Origin of the sequence: Halocynthiibacter sp. SDUM655004 (assembly GCF_026015885.1) — a bacterium.
GTDB lineage: Bacteria > Pseudomonadota > Alphaproteobacteria > Rhodobacterales > Rhodobacteraceae > Falsihalocynthiibacter > Falsihalocynthiibacter halioticoli.
In genome coordinates this window covers 64149-89752 of sequence record NZ_JAPDUG010000004.1, presented here as the reverse complement: position 1 = coordinate 89752, position 25604 = coordinate 64149, and the positions used below count along the sequence as shown (strand labels likewise).

The following is a 25604-nucleotide window of genomic DNA, read 5'->3' as shown; positions in this document are numbered from 1 at the left end:
GGGGAGAGCCTGAAAAACGCCTCAAACGCGCTATTTCACAGAGAATGCGGCAAGTTGTTCACAAACTGTGCCAGACGAAGCACAGAAACGACGAGACTCCGAAACTGCCGTTAACTCCCTGCGGCTTCGCTCAAGGCCTCACGAACAAGGTCAGGCGTCAAAATTTCTGGCAAAGGAATGCCGTCAGGAGCATGTGGACCATAGACAATGTTGAACGGCACACCATATCGGCCGTTCGACCGCAGGTATTTTGCGATATCTTCATCTTGGCGCGTCCAATCCGCGATGAGGGCCACAACATTTTCCGCGCCCAATGCATCAGAGATATCCTGCCGCTCCAGAACAATCTTTTTGTTCGCTTTACATGTCAGGCACCAGTCCGCCGTCACATCGACGAAAACAGTTTTCCCGTCAGCAACGAGTTTTGGAATTTCGGCGCGGTCAAACGGCTGCCAATATGATGCTTGAACGGTGGTGGCCGCTGCCGGTGCCATGGTTTGCGGCACAATAATAGACACTGCAAACAGTGCCGCGACCGCGCCTGTTTTGACTAGACCCGCAATTTTTAAGGGTGCGGCGACAATCACAATCGCGAGCCCGATGGCTACGGCAACAATCAAAGTCGGCACTAACCCAACTACGCCATAAAGCACCGTCGCCAACCACACAGCCGTTCCCGCGAGCAGCAGGCCGAGGAAAATCTTCACCTTATCCATCCAGGCACCTGGCTTGGGGAGCGCTTTGATTAAGGCTGGGTTCACGGCAAAAAGCAGATAGGGCATAGATAGCCCAACGCCCAGCGCGGTGAAGATCAGCAAGACATCAGAGACATTGCCAGCGAGAGCAAAAGCGACTGCTGTACCAAGGAACGGAGCGGAGCATGGTGTTGCCAAAACAGCCGCCAACGCACCTGTTGCGAAATCTCCAAAATAGCCGGAATTTGGCGACGCGGCCATTTTGGTTGTCCAGCTTTGTGGCAGCTGTATCTCAAACAGACCCACCATATTCGCCGCAAACAGACCCAGCACAAAGAGCATGATCGTCAGGAAAATCGGACTTTGAAATTGCAGCCCCCACCCAACAGTTTGCCCCATCGCGCGCATTGCGACCAACACAATCGCCAAGCTCCACATGAAGGCCAAAACGCCGAGCGTCGTGGCAAGAAACCCGCCGCGCACGCGGGCTGGCGATTTGTCTCGCATCTTGAGAGCCGATGCGAGCTTGATCGACAAGACCGGCAAAACACAGGGCATCACATTCAGGATAAGCCCGCCCAGCAGCGCGACAAACACCATCAAAATCACGGACGATCCTTGCGCTGCGGGGGCGATGTCATAAGGAGGCGTGGCAGGATTGTCCGAAAGTTCGACAGGAAAAGAGATTGCCGTTTCAGATCCGGTAACAGTCAGGCGCAGCTCTGTTGCGGCCTCATCAAGCCCCAGAACAGGAAATGCAGCCCAAACTTCTTTGCTGTTATCATCAACGCGGATATCAGGCGCGCCAAACGCTGAAATTTCACCGTATTCAGGGAATACGTCAATGTCCTGCATTGGGTTATTTGTTTGAAAGGCCACGGTCAGAACGTCGTCAGCAATAGCCGCAGTCATATTCTGCACGCCTTCGCCCTCAAGCGGCACTTTCGCGGCATATGTACCGATCAGCCCCGCCGCATCTGCATCAATGCCTACACCCTCTGGCAAATCGAGCGAAACAGAGAATGAATCCGGGATACATGTGTCCGCACATACGAGAAGTTCCACATCCGCCGCTAGGCGCGCGGGCTTTCCAGCGTCTTCCAAAGTAATCTGGAGCGGGAACACAACTTCGTGGTTGTAACCGAAATTCTCGATCCCAAAGGCGCGAAAACGTGTTGGGGCTGGATATTGAAACTCCACGTTGGCGACGTTCTCCGACGCTGACCAATCAAGCTCCGGCGGCAATCCCACCTCACCCGGACTGCGCCAGTAAGTTTTCCAACCCTCGGCCATTTCAAGGTGTAAACCAGCGGAGACCGTCGTTGCTCCAGGAGCGATGCCATCCTGTGCGGTTATCAGTGCGCCATTGAGCGATGGGGACGTGTAAACATCACTTTGCGCCGCGTCCGCAGAAAAGCTGCTCAGAGACACAAGAGCCATCGCTCCAGCCGCCAACAAACCTTGAGCTTTTCGTTTATCAAATAGAGCGCGCATACAAACCCCGTTATGCCTTTGCCGACAGTCTCATTGCATTTACAGAAAGAAGCAAATCAGGTCGGTGTGATACGCTGCAACAATTGATTTCAAAAGGCGACAAATCCGCCCCGTATTCACAATCTCTTGTGCAACAAAGCGCCCGTTGCACTTGCACATCGTCTTCGAAACGCCTTTAACGGGGAGCAACTGCGCTTCTCATAGGATCCCAACATGCTTCGCCACTCCTTTGCCGCCCTAGTTCTGGCCCTTTCTGCGGCCGCCGTACCTGCGCAAGCAGAGTGGAGTGAAGAAGAATTGCGAGAGTTGGTTCTGGAAACGATCCGGTCCAATCCAGAGATCGTCATGGAAGCTGTGGCAATCCTTCAGGAACGAGAAGAAGCCGCGCAAGCCGAACAGGCTAAGGATATCCTGAGCCAACAGCGCGTCCTGCTTGAAACAGACCCGAACGCGCCCGTACTTGGCAATCCGGACGGTGATGTAACCGTTATCGAATTCTTTGATTACAATTGCCCCTATTGCAAACGCGCTGGCGAAGAGGTCACTGCCCTTATCGAAGAAGACTCTAACGTTCGCATTGTTTATCGCGAATGGCCGATTTTGGGCGAAGGGTCTGTGGTTGCCTCGCGGGCGGCACTTGCGTCGCGCGCTCAAGGGAAATACGAAGAATTCCATACCGCTCTGATGACAGCCAAGGGCCGCCTTGACGAGAAATCCGTTTTCAAGATTGCCAAATCCGCAGGTTTGGACGTTGATCAGCTGCGCACCGACATGGAAGCCCCCGAGATCGACGAACACATCGCGACATCTCATCGCTTGGCGCAGTCGCTCGGATTTAGCGGAACACCCTCGTTTGTGATCGGTGACGAACTTGTCCCTGGTATGGTCCAGCTCCCGACACTCATCGATATGGTCGAAGCGGCCCGCGACCAAAGCTGATACCGCCTAAATTCCGTCTCTCGCAAACGTGGCCGAAAAAGAACGGTTTCATGCATCTTTTTGTGCGCGTTTAATTCAAACTTGCGAGGCGAAATCCTGCGTGTTCTATGTAAGAAAACGGCCGATGGTAGGACTTCGTGAGCAGACAGTACAAAGTATCCGCATGCGTGGATCGCATTTCGATCCCATGTATTAAACGCCCCGTGAGTGCGGGCGCATTCGTTGGCGTTGCCATCGCAGCCCTGACCATAACAACCGCATTGGCAGATCCGTCTTACAATCTCGATGGTATGGCGGGCATGATCCACATGCCGTCTGGTGAAGCGATGGAAGATGCGGAGCTAGCCGTGACCGCATCCTATTTTGCAGGGATTTCGCGCTTTAACCAAACCTTCCAGCTTCATGATCGCGTTTCGGCTACGCTACGCTATTCCCGTTACAACCATTGGCTTGACGGCACCGACTATTTTGATCGTAGCTTTGATTTGCGCTTCAATGTCCTGAAGGAGAGCCAGTTCGTTCCTGCGGTTACAATCGGCCTCACTGATCTTGCCGGAACCGGTTATTATTCCAACGAATTTATCGCCGCGACCAAAAACTTCACGCCAGAGTTCCGCGCGACCGCTGGTATCGGGTGGGGACGACTTGGATCGTACAACTCCTTTAGCGATGGTTTTGACAGCCGGTCTTCGAACGGTGTTGACGAGCGCGATCTTTTCCGTGGTTCAATGGCTGGCTTTGCGGGTATCGAATGGCGCCCTATCGATAAGCTTACGCTTAAGGCGGAATATTCCTCTGACGCGCATATACTGGAAACAGAAAATTTAGACGCATTCGAGCATAAATCCCCGTTCAACTTCGGCGCCGAATACGCCTTTAATGAATATGTCACACTTGGTGCCTATTCGCTTTATGGCTCTGAGTTGGCCGCGCAGCTTACATTCCGGTTTAATCCAAAGAAACCGATCATCTCCACTGGACTTGGAAGCGCGCCGCGTGCTGTTAAGCCCCGTCCTCCTTACGCCGCAGATCCAGAGCAATATTCAACTGTTTGGCTTGAACAAGCGGGCGTGAAAGAGCTTTTGGTCGAGAACACAGCGAAGTTCATGGAAACAGATCGCATTGTTCTTGAAGGGCTCGATATTGACGGAACGGTTGTAGAAGCGCGCATTCGCAACCGCAGCTTTATGTCGAGCGCGCAAGCAGTTGGTCGGTCCGCACGGGCATTGTCTCAAACAATGCCGCCATCGGTTAAAACATTCCGCATTATTCCAGTAGCCAACGGGCTTGCCCCCACTGCCGTTGTAATTGACCGCAGCGACCTTGAGGACTTTGTCTCGCGGCCACCTGGCCAAGATCAAATGCTTCAGTCCGTTGCATTTGAAGAAGCCGGCCCGCCTTCCGATGACATTATTTACTTTGAAGGCACCTATCCGAAATTCACTTGGGGCCTCGCGCCTTACGTTCGTTTTGACATTTTCCAACCAAACGAACCTGTGGAGTGGGGTATTGGTGGGCGTTTGACGTCAAAGTATGAAATTTCAAGAGGTTGGGAAGTTTCTGGCGGCATCAATGCTCAGGTCGTGGGATCGATCGGCGATGGCGACCCTCAACCGGTAGCAACCGACCTGCCGCCAGTACGGAGCAACGCGAAACTCTATGACGCCTTTAGCCCCGTTTCGCTTACTAACCTAACGATGGACTATTACTTCGAGCCACAGAATGACGTCTACGGCCGTATCTCTGTTGGATATCTCGAGCCCATGTTTGGCGGCATTGCATCCGAGCTTCTTTGGAAACCGGTTGATACACCTTATGCGTTCGGCGCTGAACTGAACTACGTTAAGCAGCGTGATTACGACTCTTATCTCGGGTTCCAAGACTACGAAACATTCACCGGACATGTCTCTGCTTACTATCAAGCAAGTAACGGGTTCGACTTCAGGGTTGACGCCGGGCGTTACCTTGCCGGCGATTATGGTGCGACGTTTGCGATCAACCGCGAGTTTGCATCCGGCTGGCGCATCGGGGCCTTTATCTCGCGCACAAATGAAAGCGAGAACGACCCGACTGGCGACGGTACCTATAATAAAGGTATTGTTCTTGAGGTGCCGTATCACTGGATCACCGGCAAGCCTACACGAAGCACACAAACTGTCGCGCTTCAATCCACATCGCGCAACAGCGCAGCGCGCTTGCGTGTCGATCAGCGGCTTTACGACAAGGTGCGTGACAACCACGCCGAAAACCTCGAAGAAACTTGGGGAAGGTTCTGGCGATGAATTCGAAATCATATTTTGTCGGTATTCTCGGCCTCGCCACGCTCGTAAGCTGCGGCTCTGCCAAGGACGAGGTCACCATATCCTCTACTTTGTTTGAACTCGGCAAATCCTATGTCGACAAGATCAACCCCGGCGACGGCACAGAAGCAGGACAACAAGCTCAAGCTGACCTCGCTGCTGCTCAGAAATGGCTAGAGAACTACGACAAGCCGCTCAGTTTCGCTCTAATCGAAAACACCAAAGGCAACGGCTTCCTTGGTATCGAAGAAGTTAACGGGCCCTATGAAACTTGGCGATCAAGCATAGACTCTGTGATTGTACAGAAGAATGGCTTTATAACCGCGACATTTGCATTTGGTGACGATCTGGTTGCGGCAAAAGTTCCATCGACTGTTCGCAACACCGGAACGAAACAGCGGATTAACTACTATCTTGTTGATGACGAGAATATTGTTGGCACAGAGTTTAGTTGCACTTGGAGTTCACTAGGTAGCAAAGACACGCCCGTATTCGGAAAATCCTATAAAACAGAGCACTTTCGGGAAAAATGTTCGAACTCCGAATCAAAGTTCAGCAACGATTATTGGGTGGATTCACGCGGAATCGTGCGCCAATCGCGGCAGTTTGTTTCTAAAACTGTTGGTTACGTGTCACTACAACGGATAATCGAATAATTTTTTTTTAATTTCTTTACGGTGCCTTTTATAATGGCTAAACGAAAATTCGCGTACGTGCACATTAATGGAGCTAAAAAATGAAAAAATTTGCTACTCTCGCATCTGTTGTTGCTCTCACAGCAACTTCCGCTTTCGCTGGTACACCAGTTGTTGTTGAAGAAGAGCCAATGCCAGTTGTTGTTGAAGAAAACAGCAGCAGCCTCTCCGGTCAGGGCGTTCTGATCGGTCTCGGCATTCTTGCTATTCTTGCTATCGCAGCTGCTTCCGACAGCGACGACTAATCCACATTGGGCAACCAATGTGTGACCGAGAGTCACCGACTATCAAGTTAAACGGGCCTTTTCTGGCCCGTTTTTCATTTACCTGATGCTTTCCACGAAATAGGATTCACATCAGTTTAAATCCAAACTAGGAGTTTACGATGAAAAAATTTGCTACACTAACTGCGGTTCTCGCACTTTCCGCAACTTCCGCATTTGCTGGTACACCAGTTGTTGTTGAAGAAGAGCCAATGCCAGTTGTTGTTGAAGAAAACAGCAGCAGCCTCTCCGGTCAGGGTGTTCTGATCGGTCTCGGTATCCTTGCTGTTCTTGCTATCGCAGCAGCAAACGACGACGACGATTAATCTTTTCTTTCGACATTTTAGTCGATTGCAAAGCAAAAGCGGGCCAATTTGGTCCGCTTTTTACTTTTCCAATACCGTATTCAAGCAAAACGCCCCGAAGCTTGCACATTCACGACGACTATGGTTCAGCAAGGCATGAACAAACAACACCCTTACCATGCAATCATTATTGGAGCCGGTGCTGCCGGAATGATGTGTGCCGCCGAAGCCGCGAAATCTGGCGGAAAGGTCTTGCTGCTGGATCATTCCAAATCTCCCGGAGAGAAAATTCGAATTTCCGGCGGGGGGCGTTGTAACTTCACCAACCTCTATTGTAGTCCGGAAAACTTCATTTCCGAGAACCCACATTTCGTTAAATCCGCATTAAGCCGCTATAGCCAATGGGATTTCATCGACCTTGTGAACCGACACAACATTGCTTGGCATGAGAAAACGCTCGGACAACTTTTCTGCGACAACAGCGCCAAGGAAATCATCGCACTACTGCTTGCGGAGATGAAAGCGACAGGCGCTGAGCTTCAGCTCAACGCAAAAGTCGCATCAGTTAGCCACAGCAATAGCTTGTTCCATGTGAACGTAGATGGCCGGGAGTTGGCGGCTAGAAACCTCGTGGTTGCAACTGGCGGTAAATCAATTCCGAAAATGGGAGCCACTGGATTTGGCTATTCAGTAGCGTCTCAATTCGGCTTATCGCTCGTTGAAACACGCCCCGCCCTCGTACCGCTTACATTCGGCGATGACGTGAAGAAAGAGCTTTCTGATCTCCCGGGGGTCTCTGTCCCTGCGCGCGTAACTGCGAATAAAACCGGCTTTAGCGAGGGGTTGCTTTTTACACACCGAGGGCTCTCGGGCCCATCAATTTTGCAAGCCAGCAGCTACTGGCGCGAAACAGATCCAATCGAAGTACAGTTATTACCTGAAGAAGATTTGTTTGCCCGTCTAAAAGACTTGCGCGGGGAGCATGGGCGCAAATCACTGGCCAACGGCATGGCAATGCTCTTGCCTGCGAAACTTGCCGCCTACTTCTCTGACAAACTCAAACTGCATGGAAACCTTGCGGACCAAAGTGACAAGGCGCTACGAGAAATTGTCGACACCCTGACAGCATGGCAGCTTTTCCCTACAGGAACCGAAGGATACAGAACCGCAGAGGTCACGCTCGGCGGAGTCAGCACCGCTGATCTCAACTCCCAATCACTCGAGTGTAAGACGCAACCGAGCTTGTATTTCATTGGGGAAGTTGTTGATGTGACCGGCTGGCTTGGCGGGTTCAACTTCCAATGGGCTTGGTCATCCGGATGGGCCGCAGGCACTGCTATCTCTTCGAAACACGAAGCAAAATAGCTTGAATTTGAAAGATTAAGCGCGCCTTCACCTTCACCCGCTAGAACGGGCTTGGGTGAATAAACGGGTGATGCAATGGCTGATGTTGGAGACAACAAAAGACCGATCATAATAAAGCGTAAGAAAGTAATCGCCGCGGGCCATCACGGCGGCGCGTGGAAAGTTGCCTACGCGGATTTCGTAACCGCCATGATGGCCTTCTTCCTTCTTATGTGGCTCCTTGGCGCCACTACAGAGAAGCAACGCAAAGCGATTGCAGATTATTTCAACCCAACAATCACGATCAACCGAAATTCCGGTGGTGGCGGTAGTTTCTTTGGCGGCGACAGCCCCTTTCCAGAGGAAACCTTACCCCACAACGGGGTTGGAGCCAGCAACCCGTTACCCGAGGAACTTAAGCCCTCGCTCGGAAACAATGGCGTAGACCAAGGAGAAGCCTCGAAGCCTGCGCCATCCAAAACCGAAGCAAGTGGCGCAAAAGCGGCCGAAGATAAGAAACTCCAAGAAGTGCAGAAAATACTGCTTGGGTCCGGAGGCGAAAGCCTATTATCTGATCACACCAAGCGCCACATAGTCTCAAAAATTTCCGACGAAGGGCTGATTGTCGAGCTGTTCGATATTCGAGGCGCGCCCCTCTTCGAATACGGAACTGACACCCCCACAGAGGTTATGCAGGAGTTAGTAAACAGCATCTCGCGTGTCTTTTCCCTGACGACCAACCAGATCGCAATAAACGGACATTTGCGGACACCGCCAATCGTCGCGCGCGAAAAACAAACTTGGGACATCTCGGTCGACCGATCGATGCGGACCCGTCGAATGCTTGAAAAATCCGGAACTTCACAAGAACGAATTCAACGTGTAACAGGATTTGGATCGCAGAAGCCAACAACAGTTAACCCGTTGGATATAAGGAATAATCGGGTGGAAGTTATTCTCCTGCGCTCGGAAAAATCGCTAAAGTAGTTCGAATTTTATGTGTTAGGGGCATGTTAAACCCGCGCCGGTAATGATCGCATTTGACACCTAGTCGATGCAGCAGAAAGGCGCAGTACAATGACTATTTCTTCCTCACTCAGCGCAGGAGTCGCTGGCCTTAGCGCCAACGCGACTCGGCTGGCTACTATTTCCGATAACATCGCTAACTCCGGTACCTTTGGGTACAAACGCGCGACGGCCGATTTCCAATCATTCGTAATCAACGGTATCGCGGGCTCTGGTTCCTATTCCGCTGGCGGCGTACGCGCCACGACCAATCGCCTGATCGACGAGCGTGGCCCCCTTGTGGCAACGAGCCATCCGCTAGACATCGCAGTTTCAGGGCGCGGTATGCTTCCAGTAACGACCGAAGTGTCGCTGTCCTCCACTGGCGAAGAACCGATGATGATGACGACAACAGGTTCTTTCCGCACCGATGCAAACGGAGTTCTCAAAACGGAGTCCGGCCTTGTGCTTCTTGGCTGGCCCGCTGACGCAGACGGCGCAATTCCAACCTTCGCACGAGACACTCCAGGAGGTTTGGAACCCGTTGTCATCAACGTAAACCAAACCGCCGGTGATCCAACCACAGCCCTTAACCTTGGTGTCAATCTTCCTGCCACAGAAACAGAGGTTGGCGCCTCTGGCGATACGCTGCCTCTTTCCGTTGAATATTTCGGAAACCTCGGAACCTCGGAAACACTTGGCATTACGTTCTCCCCAACCGTTCCCGCTTCTGGCTCTTCCAACGAATGGACAATGAGGATCACAGACTCTGCGTTAGGTGGCGCAACGATTGGCGAATACACACTAACGTTCGACGACAGTCGCGCAAATGGCGGCACACTCCAATCCGTAGCTGTAGTCAACGGCGGCGCATACGATCCCGCAACGGGCAACCTCTCTCTTACAGTTGCCGGCGGCCCTCTAGAAATGGCGATCGGTGCGTTGGGCGATCCAAATGGTCTTACCCAACTGTCTGATAACTTCGCACCAACATCGATTACGAAAGACGGGTCACCTGTTGGAAATCTCACGTCAGTGGAAATTGATCCGAACGGCTATATCAACGCTACGTATGACACAGGTTTTACGCGCACGATTTATCAAGTTCCGCTGGTCGATGTTGCCAACCCGAATGCACTCGTTTCACTCAACAATCAGGCATTTCAAGTCTCTCCAAACTCCGGCTCATTTTTCCTCTGGGATGCGGGCGATGGTCCAACGGGCGAGGTCTCTGGCTTTGCGCGTGAGGGGTCGACGACCGATGTTGCTGGCGAGCTGACCAACCTAATTCAAACGCAGCGCGCCTATTCTTCCAACGCCAAGGTTATCCAAACAGTCGATGAGATGTTGCAAGAAACAACCAACATCAAACGATAAATCCAGCTAGCGCCTAGGCATTTACCATGAGCCTTTCATCTAGCCTCGCAAATGCAATGACCGGGTTGAACGCTTCAGCCCGATCAGCGCAGGTCGTGTCTTCTAACATCGCAAATGCGATGACCGAAGGCTATGGCCGTCGCGAACTGGAACTCTCCTCCCAAACTCTTGGCAGAAACGGAGCGGGCGTTACGGTCGTTGGCACAACGAGACACGCGGATCCCGTCCTCATTGCTGACCGCCGCTCTGCTCAATCCGAACAGGGAAGCGCGTCAACAATGAGCAGTTTTCTTGGCCAACTTGAGAGCGCAATCGGAATCCCAGGCGACGCAGGTTCGCTCAGCGCGACGATCAGTCAATTTGAAAACGCGCTGATTGAAGCCAGCAGCAGGCCGGATTCCACAGTCCGCCTTCAAAATGTCCTCACTGCATCGCAAGACTTGGCCGGTAAGTTCAACGCGATATCAGACGATATCCAAAACCTACGTGTCCAAGCTGACAATCAGATTTTTGAACAAGTCTCCTTCCTTAATAAGAGCCTTAAGCACATCGAATATCTGAACCAACAAATTCAAAATCACTCAAATACGAATAGAGACGTCAATGCTCTCGTTGATCAACGGCAAGTTGCGATTGACGCGATTTCAAGCATTGTCCCCTTAAAGCTTGCGGACAGAGACAACGGGACAGTCGCTTTATTCACAGAGATGGGCGCGATCCTCGTTGATGGCAGAGCTGGAACATTCGAATTCTCTTCTACCCCGACCATTGTTCCCGAGATGACCATCAGTTCAGGCGCGCTTTCAGGGCTAAGCCTCAACGGAACGCCAATCAATACAAACGCGGAACGTAATGCCATCAAGGGTGGTTCTCTTTCTGCTCTGTTTCAGGCTCGAGACAACACGCTCGTTAGCGCACAATCCGAAATTGACTCCATCGCTCGTAATATTATCGAGCGATTTGCAGACCCCGCATTAGACCCTACTTCAACTGGCGGTCTATTCACCGACAGCGGCGCCAGCTTCGATCCGTTGAATGAAATTGCAATCTCTCAACGAATTTCAGTCTCCTCCGCAGTCATCCCAGAGGCCGGAGGGGCAATTTGGAGGATTCGCGACGGCATCGGCGCAGTTTCTCAAGGTGACGTCGGGAACGCCGATACGATCAATCGCATGCTTGGCGCTCTTCGAAATTCTACGCTTATCGCTTCCGGTAGTATGAGCAGCGGCTCGACCAGTTTCGCAAACCTCGCGACGAACTTCGCATCGCAAATCGGCAGCGCCAAACACGCTTCCGAAACTGACTTAACCTACGCCATCACCAAAACAGAAACACTGAGAACACAAGAACTTTCAGGTGGCGTCGACACTGACCAGGAAATGCAGAAACTCCTGCTTGTGGAGCGAAGTTATGCTGCAAACGCAAAAATCATCCAATCAATTGATGAGTTGTTTGATCTTCTGTTGGGGATTTAGATTATGATGCCAGTATCTTTTGGTGATCGCGCTCACGCCTACCAACTAACGCTACAAAACTCTGATCTAAAAGCGGACCTACACAAGCTATCGCTCGAACTGGCAAGCGGACAGGTCGCCGACACTTCAAAGACACTCAAAGGCAACTTTGCAAGTCTTGCGAGTTTCGAAGAAGCGGCCGCAGCACTTGAGGCATACAAGACAACCAACGCTGAAGCAGCATTCTTCCTAGATAGCGCTCAATCCGCACTTGGCTCAATTCAAGTTGTATCATCCGAGTTTGCGCCGTCGCTATTGATGGCCTCGAACGCTGGAAATGCACAGCTGGTCGACACTGCGATTAGTGGTGCAAAAGGGAATTTGGATGCTGCATTTGCCGCTTTGAACACGCGCGCGGCTGGCCAATCGATATTTGCAGGACAAGCCACGAACCAAAGTGCCCTCGTAAATGCAGATGCAATCATCGCGGAGTTGAACCCACTAATTGCTGCGGCGACATCGGAAGCCGATTTCATGACGATAATAGATAATTGGTTCGACACCCCCGGAGGTGGATATGAAACCAATGCATACACCGGCTCCACTCAATCACGCAGTTCTATTCCTATCGGTTCCGAGCGCACGGTTGATTATGAAATCACTGCGCTCAATCCGGATATTCGAACAACGTTAAAAGGGTTAACCGTCGCGGCGCTAGTGTCTGACGGTGCCTTCGCAAGCCAACAAAGCGAGCGCAGCAACCTGCTGAAAACTGCTGGCGAATTGCTGCTAGCCGGAGAAACCGGAATCGCAGCCGTTCGTGCTGAAATCGGCCATGCCCAGAATACGGTCGATCATGTGGCGCAACATAACGACAAGGAGCGAGACATTCTGAAAATAGCGAAATCTGAACTTCTCGGAAAAGACCCCTACGAAACCGCCGCCGAGCTTCAAGCCACACAGGTCCAACTAGAGGCGCTCTACACAATGACAGCACGGATATCGCAACTTAGCTTGATGGATTTTTTACGATGAAACGTTTTTTGCTTACCTTAGCTTTGTTCCTACTGAGCTTTTCATCGCCGTCGCATGCGGCACCGGTGCGGATCAAGGATTTGGTTGAATTTGACGGTGTGCGTGGGAATGACCTCGTCGGCTATGGCCTAGTTGTGGGTTTGAACGGAACGGGAGATGGCTTGCGAAATGCCCCGTTTACCGAAGAAATTATGTCAAACATCCTTGAACGACTGGGTGTAAACATAACGGGAGAGCAGCTTCGGCCCAAGAATGTTGCCGCTGTTTTGGTAACCGCCACCCTACCCCCGTTTGCGCGCGCCGGCAGCAAGATCGATGTCACGGTTTCTGCAATTGGTGATGCCAAGAGTCTCCTTGGTGGCACCTTAATCATGACGCCTCTCAATGCCGCCGACGGGCAAATATACGCCGTGAGCCAAGGCGCAATCATCGCGGGCGGCGCGTCCGCTGATGGCGACGGGGCAAGTGTGGTCAAAGGCGTGCCGACTTCTGGTACTATCCCTGCAGGCGCACGTGTTGAGCGTGAAGTGGAGTTTAATTTTGCAGGTCTGGATCAAATGAGACTCGCACTCCGTAGCCCCGACTTCACAACCGCCGGCCGAGTTGAAACGGCAATCAATGCGGCCTACGGACGACGCGTTGCGCAGATGCTTGACGCCGGAACAGTACAACTCAGCATCCGCGCCACACGAGAGCCTTCTGCGGCGCATGCGCTTGGCAAAATCGAAAACATACTTGTTGAACCGCAACGCAAAGCGCGAGTTGTTGTAGATCAGAGATCAGGCACGATCGTGATGGGGGAAGATGTCAGGATCAGTCGTGTTGCGGTTTCTCAAGGAAACTTAACCATTCGTATCGAAGAGACCCCGCGCGTTGTGCAGCCAAATCCCTTTAGCGATGGCGACACAATTGTCGTGGCGAACACACAGGCAAGTTTGAACGAAGACCCAGGGATCAAACTTGCCGAGGTGCCAAGTGGCGCTTCGTTGTCAGAAGTTGTTGCAGGTTTAAATGCACTTGGCGTTGCCCCGCGCGACTTGATCGATATCCTCAAAACCATCAAAGCTGCTGGTGCATTGCACGCAGAGTTTGTCGTAAACTAGAGCTGGTTTGCGCGTTTTTCGCAGATTAGCAGTTTTTTCTTACCCCTTGCGTAAGAGTAGATTTTAGAAAACGATAAGAGGATTAGCATTCCGAAACCGAAAGGGCTGGAATATGATCGCATTTCGTTATTGTTTTTTGGGAACTCTATTCTCGGTTACAGCCCCTTCATGGGCCGATCCGAGCTTGGAATGCAGCACTTCTGCGTCAAGCCAAGTTGAGATTGGGACCTGCGTTTCGCAGCAACTTGAGCAAGTAAATAAAGCTCTGGCAATCGCACTGGATATTGCCAGTGGTTCCGCAAAAGAGCTCGATGAAGTGACAGGACGAGAGATCGCTTACCCCGCGCTTACGAAGAGCCAAGACGCTTGGGAGGCGCACCGCAAAGCTCATTGTGATTTTGTAGGGTCAACGTTTGGGGGCGGTTCAGGGGCAGGAATTGCTATTGCGTCCTGTCAAATCGAACTCGGGCGGGATCGCGTCAAAGCCCTGCTTCGCAATTCAAACTGACAGATAGGGAAAACAGATTGATGAAACCTCTAGGATTAACTGCTTTGATGGTCATCGCATCTTCGCTAACGGCGTGCACACCATCCTCAATGGATCAGCCTCAAATTTCAGAGCCCGATCCAGAGCTTAACTTTGTAAGACCATATCGTGGCGCCGGAGACACCTGTCAGTTGGTTGGAGAAAACGCATTCACTGTCGATTTCCTTGACGATGCCGCCGACCTTGTTGCCTGTTCAACCGGCACTGATGATTCCGCCAGCCTTGCTGCCTCCGAAGCTGCCCGCGTCGTGACCCAGACGAATAGCTATACGCTCTATTCCGTCGCGAGGCGTTAGCCTTTGACAGCACCGTCGCTCAAGCCGGAAACCAAGTACTTTTGAGCAATCAGAAACACGACAGTGATCGGCAAGCCCGAAAGAATAGCCGCGGCAGCAAAGTCGCCCCAAAGATACTTGAACTCGTTCAAATATAGGCGTGATCCAACCGCGAGCGTCATATTGTCTTCGCTTCGCAGGAGCACAGACGCGATCGGGTAATCGTTAACCACCCCAATAAATGAAAGAACGAAAACCACTGCGATAATCGGCACGGCAAGCGGAAGGAAAATGTACCGGAACGTTTGCCACGGGCTGGCACCATCAACTTGTGCCGCCTTATCCATCGCCGGATCGAGGTTGTCGAAGTAGCCTTTGATTGTCCAGACATGGAGCGTGATCCCAGACATATAGGTCAATATCAGCGTCCAATGGCTATCGATCCCGAGGGCGGGAGAAACTTCGCCGAGACCATCAAAAATCGCGAACAACGCAACTAGAGCCAGAGTTGTCGGGAACATTTGAATAATGAACAAGCTATCAAGCAGCGCAAAGCGTCCGCGGAACTTAATGCGGCTAAAGGCATAGGCCGAAATCGTTGAAAGGCTCACAATCCCAACCGAAGCGATCAGGCCGATTTTCACGGAATTCCACATCCAGAGCAGAACCGGATAGGGCGGTGTGACAACCGTTCCATCCGCGCGCGTGTAATCGAGGCCAAAAGCAAGATACCAATGCTCTAGCGTTGGGTTCTGCGGAAAAATCTCGCCCGTTGTGAAGTTACCCTCGCGAAATGAAATCGAAACGACCATGAGGAACGGAAACATAACTAACGCGATGAAGACCCAAAGGAAGGCGTGCGCGATGAACTTCTGCCTGCGCAAGGTCGATTTATGTTCAACAATCATTGTGCTGCCCTCTTGCTTGCCTGGCGACGCATCGCAACGAAATTCGCATAGGCCAATGCGGCAACGACCAAGAAGATCAAGAACGTGATCGCACCCGCAAGGCCGAACTGCTGACCGCTATCCATAAAGGCCATCCGGAACGTGAAGCTTCCAAGAATATCGGTTTCTCCGGCCGGAATGATCGTGCCTGGAATGTCGGGCAAGCCGCGCGTCAGCAGCAAGACAAGCACTATATTGTTAAAATTAAAGGCAAAGCTTGCGATCAAAAGCGGCAAGAATGGCGGAATGATCTGTGGCAAAGTGATCTTGCGAAAGACCGTCCACGCCGGAGCGCCTTCAAGGGCGGCAGCTTTGTGGTGGTCAGCGGGCACAGATTGCAGGAACCCCATCGCTAGCAGCATCATATAGGGATAGCCGAGCCATGTATTTACGATCACAAGCATCAAGCGTGCGAGTCCGCCATCGGTAAACCAATTTGGCCTTATGCCGAAAAGCCCCTCTAGGATCATGTTGATTTCGCCGAAATTCTGGTTGAACAACCCCCGAAATACGAGGATCGAAATGAAAGCCGGCACGGCATACGGCAGAATAAGCAGGATACGATATGCAGTTTTCCCGCGAAGATGTGGCCACTGAAGCACCATTGCCAGAGCCAAACCAACTGCGAATGTAAGGCCAACGGATAGGGTCGCGAAAACAACGGTCCACACGAAGATCGAGACCATAGGCGCACGGATACCTTTGGAATTTGCGATGCGGCGGAAGTTATCAAGCCCGATATTCACGCGCCAACCTGGCGCGACGGCTTCTCCTGTTTCCGTTATATAGAAACCTTGTGATTGATCGGGCGTGAGGGTCGAGCCATCCAAATTCGAAACAAGCGTTCCGTCCTCTGTCTGGGTGTATTCCTGCTGAACACTTGCGAAGCTTCTGAGGCCGGAATTCCGCAGTGCGGTTTCATCCGGCAACACAACTTCGACCTGAGCCAATCCGCCACGCAATTTGACGACCTCGCCCATTTTCAGCGGGTTCGCTGGTACTTCGGAAACAGCGGCAGCCGACAGTTTGGCGGGCGCGGCAAAATCGGTTGGCTCGCTTAGGTAGCCGCCTTCGCCTTCTTTGATGAAGATCTGATAAGAGTCGCCGTCCTGAACAAGGCTGAAAGGCCGTTGCGACTCTTCGTCGATCACTTTCTTAGAAAGATGAACTTCTGTCACCCTCTCGAAAGTCAGCAAATTGAAGCTGCTGTAGTTCGTGAACCCGATGTAAACGGTGTAGGCTACGGGGAATGCTATGAACAAAATAATCGCAGCAATCCCAGGAAAAATAAATCGCTGGGCATAAAAACGGTTGCTGCCGAATATGATTGCGAAGCCGATTGTGATCGCAAGAACGATAACAGCGATCACGGCCTGTCCGGCGAGGTAAAGCGCAAATACACCATAGAGGAGGATCAGAGACAGCGCCGCAACCACCGCGATTTGCAGTGGGTTATGGCCGTTTTGGCTTCTGCTTGCTTCCATGATCCTCCGCCTCCCCGAAAGATAGACGCGCCAGGATTGCTCCTGACGCTGGTTTTCTTATTCGCCGAGGATGCGCTTGGCCGCATCATTCAACGCATCTGCCGGTGCTTGGGCGCCGGTTGTGATGTTGCCAAGAGCAGGCTCCATCGAAGACCAGAATGCACCCATCTCTGGGTTAGATGGCATAGGAACACCGTTGGCTGCATTCGCCAGCGTTGCCCCGACCTTTGGATCAGACTGTGCTTGACCAGCGGAAATGTCTGCCAAAGCACCCAGCGCGCTTTGCGCGTTCCATTCGGCAAGACCTTCGTCAGTGAGCATGTAGTTCTCGACCAGTTCAATCGCGAGATCAGCGTTCGGCGAGGCGGCGTTGATCGCAGCGGAGTAAACCCCGAGGAACGGAGGCGATACTTGGCCATTTACTGTTGGAATTGGAGCAACGGCAATGTTGATGCCAGCGTCAGTGTATCCATTCCAAGACCATGGGCCGTTGATGACCATTGCGGTTTCACCACGGGCCATCGCACCGTCCATTACACCATAGTCAACGCCTTCCGGCAGGATGCCGTCATCAAAAAGCGAGCGCAGCACATCGCCACCCATAATCGCGCCATCGGTGTTAACACCAGTTGTGGAACCATCGAATGAGCCGTCAACTTTCTTGAACGCAAAACCGCCGTTTGCCATGAGCATCGGGAAAGTAAAGTAGGTGTTGTTGTAGTCCCAAAGAATTGTGTTCACACCCTCTGGTAGCTCGATGTCTTTGAGTTCTTCGAAGCTTGCTGGCGGTGTTGGGATCAAGTCTGTGTTGTAGATCAAGCCGATAGCTTCAACCGAAACTGGGTAGCCCCAGATATTGCCGTCAAAAGAAACCGCATCCCATGCCGTGTCTAGGACACCGGATTTGAAATCCGCACTTGGTGTAACGGGCGTGATCAAGCCACCTTTTGCCCATTCGCCAAAGCGGTCATGCGCCCAAAGAACGATATCGGGGCCGTCGCCGGTTGAGGCTGCTTGTTGGAATTTGTCGGTAAGGCCAGGGTCAACCACTTCGACCGATACTTCGATGCCGAGTTCTTCGGTGAATTTATCGGCAACGGCCTGAAGGTTTTCGTTGCCCTTGCCCGCACCCATCCAGATGGTGATCTTGCCTTCTTCCAACGCAAATGCGCCGGACGCAGAACACATAAGAGCGGCAGTTACGCCTAGTGTTTTCATGAGGTTTTTCATATCTCTCTCCCTTTAGATTGGCTTTAAGAAAGCCGATTAAGCAGTCTTCTTGAGTGTAACGCCCGCGGTTTCACCGGACTCCAAATAGGCGAAACCGTTTGGCCCAAGGATCAGGTTACCATTGGAAATCGAGGCGTTATGCGGCCCGGAAATTTTTGCTTCACTGCCGAGTGAAACCGTTTGTGACGACTTTGAAAGGTTAAACACACAGGTAAGCGTTTGACCTTCCGCCACACGATGGAACGCCAAGAGCGGCTCTGGAAGATCGATGAATTCGGTCGATCCTTTGACCAATGCATCGCTCATCTTCCTAAACGCAATTGTCTCGCGATACGCGTGCAAAACGCTGTCGTTCGCTTGTGTTTGCGTGTTCACAGAGCGCATCTTTTGCGGCTCTTTTACCGGCAACCAAGGCTTGGACGCAGAGAAGCCTGCTCCATCCTCGCTCGCATCCCAAACCATCGGCGTGCGGCATCCATCGCGGCCTTTGTTCTCTGGCCAGAAGCGCAGGCCAGGAGGGTCGGTTAGCTCGCTGTATTCCAGTTCAGTTTCAGCAAGGCCAAGCTCCTCACCCTGATAAATACCGATGGTACCTTCAAAGCTCATGAGCATCGCCGCGGCCTGTTTGGCAAGGTCATCCGGATTTTCCGAAAACTCCGACCAACGGGTTACGTGGCGCTGAACATCGTGGTTTGAGAAACTCCACGACGGCCATCCATCGGGCGCACCCTTTTGAAAGCCTTCAATCGTATTGCGGAAATGCGCGGCAGTGAATTTCGGGCCGAGCATCTCGAAGCTATAGCACATGTGCAAACGGTCATCGCCACGCGTGTACTCGCCCATGATATCAATCGCGGTCTGGCCGCCATCGCCCACTTCGCCAACCATCATCCGTGCATCAAACTCATCCGTCAGCGCACGCATCCGTTTTAGGAACGCGATGTTTTCGGGGCGGTTCTTGGAATAGATGTGGTTTTGCATCCCGTAGGTATCGACCTGTTCGTCGATAATATGCTGGGGTGCAGGCGGGTTGTTGCGAAGCTCGGTATCATGGAAATAGTAGTTCACCGTATCAAGCCGGAACCCGTCTACGCCACGCTCAAGCCAAAAGCGCATGCTCTTAAGGATTTCGTCCTGAACATCTGCGTTGTGCATATTGAGGTCTGGCTGCTCAATAAGGAAGTTATGAAGGTAATACTGCCGACGGCGCGGCTCCCATTCCCACGCAGCACCACCAAAAACAGAGGGCCAGTTGTTGGGCGGCGTACCATCCGCAGAGGGCTCTGCCCAAACATACCAATCGGCTTTGTCATTGGTGCGGGATGTACGGCTTTCCTTGAACCATTCGTGCTGATCGGATGTGTGCGAGAGCACCTGATCCACAATTACTTTAAGGCCCAATTCATGAGCCCGCGCAATCAACGCATCAAAATCCGCAAGCGTCCCGAAGAGCGGGTCAATATCGGTGTAATCGCTCACGTCATATCCCATGTCTTTCATCGGGGACATGAAGATTGGGCTAAGCCAGATCGCGTCGACTCCAAGCGCAGCGACATGATCAAGCCGTTTTGTGATCCCATTCAGATCGCCAATACCGTTTCCAGTGCTGTCCTGAAACGACCGCGGATAGATTTGATAGATTGTCGCGCCGCGCCACCATTCCGACATGCCGCTCCTCCTGAAATTGGTTGGTTCGTCTGATTCTCAAAAAAGCATAGCGTCGTGTTTAAATTTTTCAAAGCGTTTTGAAAGAATTTATTTTAGCGTCCGCTGGTACAAAGTTTTTGCCTTATTTTTATAGATGATATATCTTCAAATCGATTTGAGGAGATTTAAATGGCAACTTTGAAGGACATCGGCAACGCCCTCAACCTCTCGCCCGCAACGGTGAGTCGGGCGCTTAATGGCTTCCCGGAAGTCAGTGAAAAAACGCGTGTTCTTGTTGCCGAGACCGCGAAGAAAATGAACTACCGCCCGAACCAAATCGCCAAGAAATTGGTCTCTGGTCGCTCGGGTATGGTGGGGATGATTCTCAAGCCGGAAAGCACGCAAGCAACGGATGCTGCGTTCTATGAAATCATGTTTGGCCTTTCGGACCAGCTCGCCCGTCGCGATATGGATTTGGTGTTTCATGCCTCGATGGCCGATGAAATCCTGATGCCTTACAAACGTCTCGTAGAGAAAAACACGCTTGATGGGTTTATCCTGAACGCACCGGAAAAAGACGATCCGCGCATCGCCTACCTGCAAGAACAGGGCATTCCTTTTGTTGTTCATGGCCGGACCGAGAACGCGGATTATGCCTATTTCGATATCGACAACAGGAATCTTGCAAGTGACGCGCTAAATCTCCTTGCCAATCTCGGCCACCAGCGCGTTGCGTTTCTGAATGGCCCGCGTTCCTTTACCTTCTCGGCCTCGCGCCTTGCAGGCTTTAAAGCTGCTGCCAGCCACAAGGGCTTGGTTATCCCAGAGTTCGCTGTGCATCACGGCGTACTGACAGAGGATTACGGGTATTCCGCCGCACTTTCACTTCTTTCTGGGCACGAAGGATTGCCTCCCACGGCGATTATTTGCGCCTCTACGCTTATCGCAGCGGGTGTCTATCGCGCGGCAAATGATCTTAATATTCCAATCCCGTCCAAACTATCGGTTATCGCGCATGATGACGCCGTGCCACAAATGCGAGCCGTAAACTTCAGCCCCGCCCTAACCGTAACGCGCGCACCCTTCCGTGATGCTTGCGCGCCACTTGCCAAGGCAATTTGCGATCTTTTGGACGGTGCACAACCGAAAGACCTTCAGACAATTGAGCGTGCCGAGTTGATCATCCGCGATTCAACCGGCCCTGCCCCCGCATCAGGAGAAACCTCATGGTAGAAAACACCAAACATGCGCTTTCAATTCAGGCGCTCCAAAAATCCTACGGGCAGATTGAAGTCCTAAAAGACATCAACGTCACAATGGACCCACACGAATTTCTTGTTCTTGTCGGCCCGTCTGGTTGCGGCAAATCTACCTTGCTGAACTGCATCGCAGGACTTGAGGAAACAACCGCAGGAACCCTCATGATTGGCGGTCGCGAAGTTACGGCTCTGCCGCCACGCGAGCGCGATATTGCGATGGTTTTCCAATCTTATGCGCTTTACCCGACCATGACAGTGGGCGAAAACATCGCCTTTGGCATGAAAATTCGGAAACAGGACAAAGCGAGCATCGCGGCAAAAGTTGATGAAGTTGCCAAGCTCTTGCAAATAGAAAGCCTGCTTGATCGTCGCCCCGGTCAACTATCTGGCGGGCAACGTCAGCGTGTTGCCATGGGGCGTGCGCTTGTGCGCGATCCGGAGCTATTCCTCTTTGACGAACCGCTCTCAAACCTTGACGCCAAGCTTCGTGTTGAAATGCGCGCGGAGATCAAACGGCTCCATGAAACAACGGGCGCCTCGATCGTTTATGTGACGCACGACCAAATCGAAGCGATGACCCTGGCAACCAAGATTGTTGTTCTGAAAGACGGTTTCGTACAACAAGTCGGCACCCCTGCCGAAATCTATCACAGCCCTGCCAATACATTTGTGGCCGATTTCATGGGCTCGCCGCCAATGAACCTCGTGCCTGCTACTGTTATAGGCAAAAACAGCATTCAACTTGGCGACGGTCAGGAACTTACTGGCGTTACGATTCCAGAAACCGCTACAGGAGAGATCACGCTTGGCGTCCGTCCTGAGAACTTCGCGATTGGCTCGGATATAGAAGTTCAGGTTACATCTTCGGAGAACACGGGATCTGACACGTATCTGTCATTCGAGATTGCCGAGACGAAACTTACTGCCCGGCTTCCTTGGAGCTTTGCGCAAACGGGTACTGTCGGCTTAAGCGTCGATAAAGCCCAGCTTCGGTATTTTGATCGCCAATCAGGTCAGGCGCTGTAACGCTTAGGTTATGACAGTCACCTTAAGTTCGCCCAGCGCAGGATGGGAGATACACATCTCATCCTGCGGAACGACAGCCCCAACGCCCTCTGGAGTTCCTGTTAGGATCACATCGCCCGCGGATAGCGCGAAGTAGTTCGACAGATAAGAGATCATCTGCGGCACTTTCCAGATCATCTGATTCACGTCGCCCTCTTGCCGAAGCGCACCATTAACTGTGAGCTTGAGCGGCCCGGATGAAATATGACCCGTTTGGGCAACCGGATGGATCGGCCCAATTGGCGCCGAATGTTCGAATGCTTTGCCAATCTCCCAAGGTCGCCCCGCCTTTTTCGCCGCGCCCTGCAAATCACGACGTGTCATATCGAGAGCAAGAGCATAGCCAAACACATGATTTAGAGCATCATCCTCTGGGATTCCTTCCCCGCCGGAAGCCAAGCAAACTGCGATTTCTGCTTCATGGTGCACATCATTGGTATGCGGCGGATAAGGAAATTCCGACGCCTGCGTTAGATTGTTAGGGTTCTTCTGAAAAAAGAATGGAGGCTCTTTTGTTGGATCGTGGCCCATTTCAACCGCATGAGCCGCATAGTTTCGGCCAATGCAATATACCCGCCGAACGGGAAACTTTGCATGCGTACCAACAACATCAAGCAACACCTGCTCCGGCGCCGCGATCACCAAATCTTCCATCTCTTCCCCCTCAAGGTCAGTATGCAATCGTAAGCCCCTACGTGCATTTGCCACATAACAAGCGCGCTGCGGCATCTCGCGCAACCCTTTTTGGCTCTGAGCAATTGAAATTTACCGCAACCTCATTTAAACGGCTACGCAATCCATCATTGCGCAAAAGGCTACGAGCTTTGCCGCGCTTTTAAGTGAAATTTCCGGCGTCGATACATGCGCGCCGCTGCTCCCGCCCATCGCAGAAAGGCCAAAATAGAATGACACAGAAAAAACAGCCCGACATATTGTATACCATTGTAGACGAAGCGCCTCAGCTTGCGAGCGCATCGCTTCTACCAATCATTAAGTCCTTTGCATCTGTTGTTGATGTAAGCGTTGGCACTAAAGATATCTCGCTTGCAGGCCGCATTCTCGCAACGGTGCCAGAAGCCCTTACCGAAGAGCAGCGCCAATCTGACGACCTTGCTGAACTTGGTGTTCTGGTTAAAACACCAGAGGCCAACGTCATTAAGCTTCCAAACATCTCTGCGTCCGTTCCACAGCTGACTGCCGCAATCGCGGAGCTTCAGTCCCAAGGTTACAACGTTCCGGATTATCCCGAGAACCCAACCACCGACGAGGAAAAAGACATCCGCGCGCGCTATGATGCGATCAAGGGCAGCGCTGTGAACCCTGTTCTGCGTGAGGGTAACTCTGACCGTCGCGCCGCACGCGCGGTAAAGAATTACGCGATGAAAAACCCGCACTCTATGGGCGAATGGGTTTCTACTTCTAAAACGCACGTGGCTTCCATGCCGGGGAATGATTTCTATTCCAACGAACAGTCCGCAACCATCAGCGCCGATCAAGCTGGTGCTGCCAAGATCGAGTTCGTCGCAGAAAATGGCGATGTGACTCTCCTCAAAGACGGCATCAACCTTGCAGAAGGTACAGTTGTTGACGCCACATTCATGAGTGCGGCAGCTCTTCGGGCATTCATTCGCTCGGAAATCGAAAAAGCCAAAGCTGAAGGTGTTCTCTTCTCTGTGCACCTCAAAGCGACAATGATGAAGGTCTCTGATCCGATCATCTTTGGTCACTTTGTGTCTGTGTTCCTTGAGGATGTATTCGCCAAACACGGTGACACATTCGAGAGCCTCGGTGTTTCGCCAAACAGTGGCATCGGTGATCTTGTTGCCAAGGTCGAGACTCTGCCAGCAGATCAGTCCGCCGCAATCCTCGCGGATATCGAAGCTGCCCTCGCCGGTCAGCCACCGCTCTACATGGTGGACTCCGACAAAGGCATTACAAACCTTCACGTGCCATCAGACGTCATCATCGACGCGTCGATGCCTGCGGTTATCCGTGCAGGCGGCAAAGGTTGGGGCCCTGACGGCAAGCCCGCAGACACAAAATGTGTGATCCCAGACAACTGCTATGCGCCCGTTTATGACGAGACAATCAACTATTTCAAAGAAACCGGCGCGCTGGACCCAACAACATCTGGCACAGTTTCCAATGTTGGCTTGATGGCGCAAAAAGCCGAGGAATACGGCTCACACCCAACAACCTTCGAAGCGCCCGGCAACGGAGAAATCCGCTATGTTCTGGCCAATGGCGAAGTGCTTCATTCGCACAAGGTTGAAAAGGGTGACATCTGGCGCTCCTCGTCAGCCAACAAAGCGCCGATCGAAGACTGGGTGCAGCTTGCCATTTCACGCCAGAAAGCAACCGGCTCCGAAGCGATCTTCTGGCTCGATGCAAACCGCGCGCATGATGCCGAGCTAATCAAGTATGTCGACGCAATTCTTGAGCGCGAAGGCGTAGCCGACAAATTCTTCACGCTCGCGCCTCGGGCGGCAACACGCCAGACCCTTGAGACAATTCGCACCGGTGCAGACTCCATCGCGGTGACAGGTAACGTTCTGCGCGATTACCTGACCGACCTCTTCCCGATCCTTGAGCTTGGTACATCCGCCAAGATGCTCTCGATTGTGAAGCTTATGAACGGTGGCGGCCTGTTTGAAACAGGTGCGGGCGGCTCTGCGCCAAAGCATGTTCAGCAGCTTGTATCCGAAGGACACCTGCGTTGGGACTCGCTCGGCGAATTCTGCGCACTCGGAGAATCTCTGAACTTCCTCGCCGACAGCAAAGGCAATGCCAAAGCAGCCGTACTCGGCAAAGCGGTTGACGCCGCAACCGAGAAACTCCTCGACACTGGTAAATCGCCACAGCGCAAAGTTGGCCAACTCGACAACCGCGACAGCCACTATTTCTTTGCGCTCTACTGGGCCGAAGCCCTGGCCGCTCAAACCGAGGATGCCGAACTGGCCGCGCATTTCGCACCCATCGCGAAAGAGCTCGCCGACAAGCAAGACACGATCCTCGCAGAGCTTGCATCCACACAAGGCAAACCAGCTGATCTCGGTGGATACTTCCACACGGACCCAGCCAAAACAGCAGCAGTCATGCGCCCGAGCGCAACACTGAATGCTATCATCGGCTAGGTAATCC

The 25604-nt window shown here is 52.4% G+C and carries 22 protein-coding genes; 16 read left to right on the top strand and 6 right to left on the bottom strand.

What is annotated here, in order from left to right; translation table 11 throughout:
* Positions 1–110: 110 nt before the first annotated feature.
* Positions 111–2189, bottom strand: coding sequence for a protein-disulfide reductase DsbD family protein (locus N9C89_RS14910; protein WP_263954804.1), 2079 nt, complete (start codon positions 2187–2189; stop codon positions 111–113).
* 213 nt (positions 2190–2402) lie between these two features.
* Here N9C89_RS14910 and N9C89_RS14905 point away from each other — a divergent pair, with 213 nt between their 5' ends.
* The 13 genes from N9C89_RS14905 (at position 2403) to N9C89_RS14845 (ending at position 14852) form a co-directional block, all read left to right on the top strand.
* Positions 2403–3128 carry a DsbA family protein gene (locus N9C89_RS14905; protein WP_263954803.1) on the top strand — a complete coding sequence of 242 codons (726 nt, stop codon included), beginning with the start codon at positions 2403–2405 and terminating at the stop codon, positions 3126–3128.
* Between the two features lie 137 nt (positions 3129–3265).
* Positions 3266–5410: a YjbH domain-containing protein gene (locus tag N9C89_RS14900; protein ID WP_263954802.1), complete on the top strand. Its 2145-nt coding sequence runs from the start codon at positions 3266–3268 to the stop codon at positions 5408–5410.
* Positions 5407–6084: a YjbF family lipoprotein gene (locus tag N9C89_RS14895; protein ID WP_263954801.1), complete on the top strand. Its 678-nt coding sequence runs from the start codon at positions 5407–5409 to the stop codon at positions 6082–6084. The genes N9C89_RS14900 and N9C89_RS14895 overlap by 4 nt, the downstream gene beginning before the upstream one ends.
* Before the next feature lie 80 nt (positions 6085–6164).
* Positions 6165–6368 (top strand): hypothetical protein, encoded by a 204-nt coding sequence (locus tag N9C89_RS14890; protein WP_263954800.1) that lies wholly within the window; start codon positions 6165–6167, stop codon positions 6366–6368.
* Positions 6369–6508: 140 nt separating this feature from the next.
* A complete protein-coding gene (locus N9C89_RS14885) occupies positions 6509–6712 on the top strand; it encodes a hypothetical protein (protein ID WP_263954798.1) in 204 nt (67 codons plus the stop codon).
* Positions 6713–6847: 135 nt separating this feature from the next.
* Positions 6848–8056 carry an NAD(P)/FAD-dependent oxidoreductase gene (locus N9C89_RS14880; RefSeq protein ID WP_263954796.1) on the top strand — a complete coding sequence of 403 codons (1209 nt, stop codon included), beginning with the start codon at positions 6848–6850 and terminating at the stop codon, positions 8054–8056.
* A 75-nt stretch (positions 8057–8131) separates the two neighbouring features.
* Positions 8132–9022, top strand: a complete 891-nt coding sequence (locus N9C89_RS14875) for a flagellar motor protein MotB (RefSeq protein ID WP_263954794.1) — start codon at positions 8132–8134, stop codon at positions 9020–9022.
* 90 nt (positions 9023–9112) lie between these two features.
* On the top strand, positions 9113–10417 hold the full coding sequence (locus tag N9C89_RS14870) for a flagellar hook protein FlgE (protein ID WP_263954793.1): 1305 nt from the start codon (positions 9113–9115) through the stop codon (positions 10415–10417).
* A 26-nt stretch (positions 10418–10443) separates the two neighbouring features.
* Positions 10444–11892 carry a flagellar hook-associated protein FlgK gene (flgK, locus tag N9C89_RS14865; RefSeq protein ID WP_263954791.1) on the top strand — a complete coding sequence of 483 codons (1449 nt, stop codon included), beginning with the start codon at positions 10444–10446 and terminating at the stop codon, positions 11890–11892.
* Positions 11893–11895: 3 nt separating this feature from the next.
* On the top strand, positions 11896–12906 hold the full coding sequence (locus tag N9C89_RS14860; RefSeq protein ID WP_263954790.1) for a flagellin: 1011 nt from the start codon (positions 11896–11898) through the stop codon (positions 12904–12906).
* Complete coding sequence (locus N9C89_RS14855; RefSeq protein WP_263954789.1) at positions 12903–14009, top strand: flagellar basal body P-ring protein FlgI; 1107 nt, start codon at positions 12903–12905, stop codon at positions 14007–14009. Before N9C89_RS14860 ends, N9C89_RS14855 begins: the two co-directional genes overlap by 4 nt.
* Before the next feature lie 112 nt (positions 14010–14121).
* A complete protein-coding gene (locus N9C89_RS14850) occupies positions 14122–14517 on the top strand; it encodes a lysozyme inhibitor LprI family protein (protein WP_263954787.1) in 396 nt (131 codons plus the stop codon).
* Positions 14518–14537: 20 nt separating this feature from the next.
* Entirely contained in the window at positions 14538–14852 is a 315-nt protein-coding gene (locus N9C89_RS14845) for a hypothetical protein (RefSeq protein WP_263954786.1), read from the top strand.
* Here N9C89_RS14845 and malG read toward each other — a convergent pair.
* From malG to N9C89_RS14825, 4 genes are read right to left on the bottom strand one after another with little or no spacing between them, the layout of a single operon-like run.
* A complete protein-coding gene (gene malG / locus N9C89_RS14840) occupies positions 14849–15739 on the bottom strand; it encodes a maltose ABC transporter permease MalG (protein WP_263954785.1) in 891 nt (296 codons plus the stop codon). The two genes, N9C89_RS14845 and malG, sit on opposite strands and share 4 nt — an antisense overlap.
* A complete protein-coding gene (malF, locus tag N9C89_RS14835; RefSeq protein ID WP_263954784.1) occupies positions 15736–17262 on the bottom strand; it encodes a maltose ABC transporter permease MalF in 1527 nt (508 codons plus the stop codon). Before malF ends, malG begins: the two co-directional genes overlap by 4 nt.
* A gap of 57 nt (positions 17263–17319) precedes the next feature.
* Positions 17320–18492, bottom strand: a complete 1173-nt coding sequence (gene malE / locus N9C89_RS14830) for a maltose/maltodextrin ABC transporter substrate-binding protein MalE (protein WP_263954783.1) — start codon at positions 18490–18492, stop codon at positions 17320–17322.
* Positions 18493–18528: 36 nt separating this feature from the next.
* Positions 18529–20160, bottom strand: a complete 1632-nt coding sequence (locus tag N9C89_RS14825; RefSeq protein ID WP_263954782.1) for an alpha-glucosidase — start codon at positions 20158–20160, stop codon at positions 18529–18531.
* Positions 20161–20328: 168 nt separating this feature from the next.
* Between N9C89_RS14825 and N9C89_RS14820 the strand changes: the two genes are divergently transcribed.
* Together N9C89_RS14820 and N9C89_RS14815 are read left to right on the top strand one after the other, a co-directional pair.
* Positions 20329–21372, top strand: a complete 1044-nt coding sequence (locus tag N9C89_RS14820; RefSeq protein WP_263954781.1) for a substrate-binding domain-containing protein — start codon at positions 20329–20331, stop codon at positions 21370–21372.
* Positions 21366–22424, top strand: a complete 1059-nt coding sequence (locus tag N9C89_RS14815) for an ABC transporter ATP-binding protein (RefSeq protein WP_263954780.1) — start codon at positions 21366–21368, stop codon at positions 22422–22424. The genes N9C89_RS14820 and N9C89_RS14815 overlap by 7 nt, the downstream gene beginning before the upstream one ends.
* 3 nt (positions 22425–22427) lie before the next feature.
* Here N9C89_RS14815 and N9C89_RS14810 read toward each other — a convergent pair whose 3' ends face one another.
* Complete coding sequence (locus N9C89_RS14810; RefSeq protein WP_263954886.1) at positions 22428–23117, bottom strand: fumarylacetoacetate hydrolase family protein; 690 nt, start codon at positions 23115–23117, stop codon at positions 22428–22430.
* Positions 23118–23368: 251 nt separating this feature from the next.
* Here N9C89_RS14810 and N9C89_RS14805 point away from each other — a divergent pair, with 251 nt between their 5' ends.
* Entirely contained in the window at positions 23369–25597 is a 2229-nt protein-coding gene (locus tag N9C89_RS14805; protein ID WP_263954779.1) for an NADP-dependent isocitrate dehydrogenase, read from the top strand.
* Positions 25598–25604 lie beyond the last annotated feature (7 nt).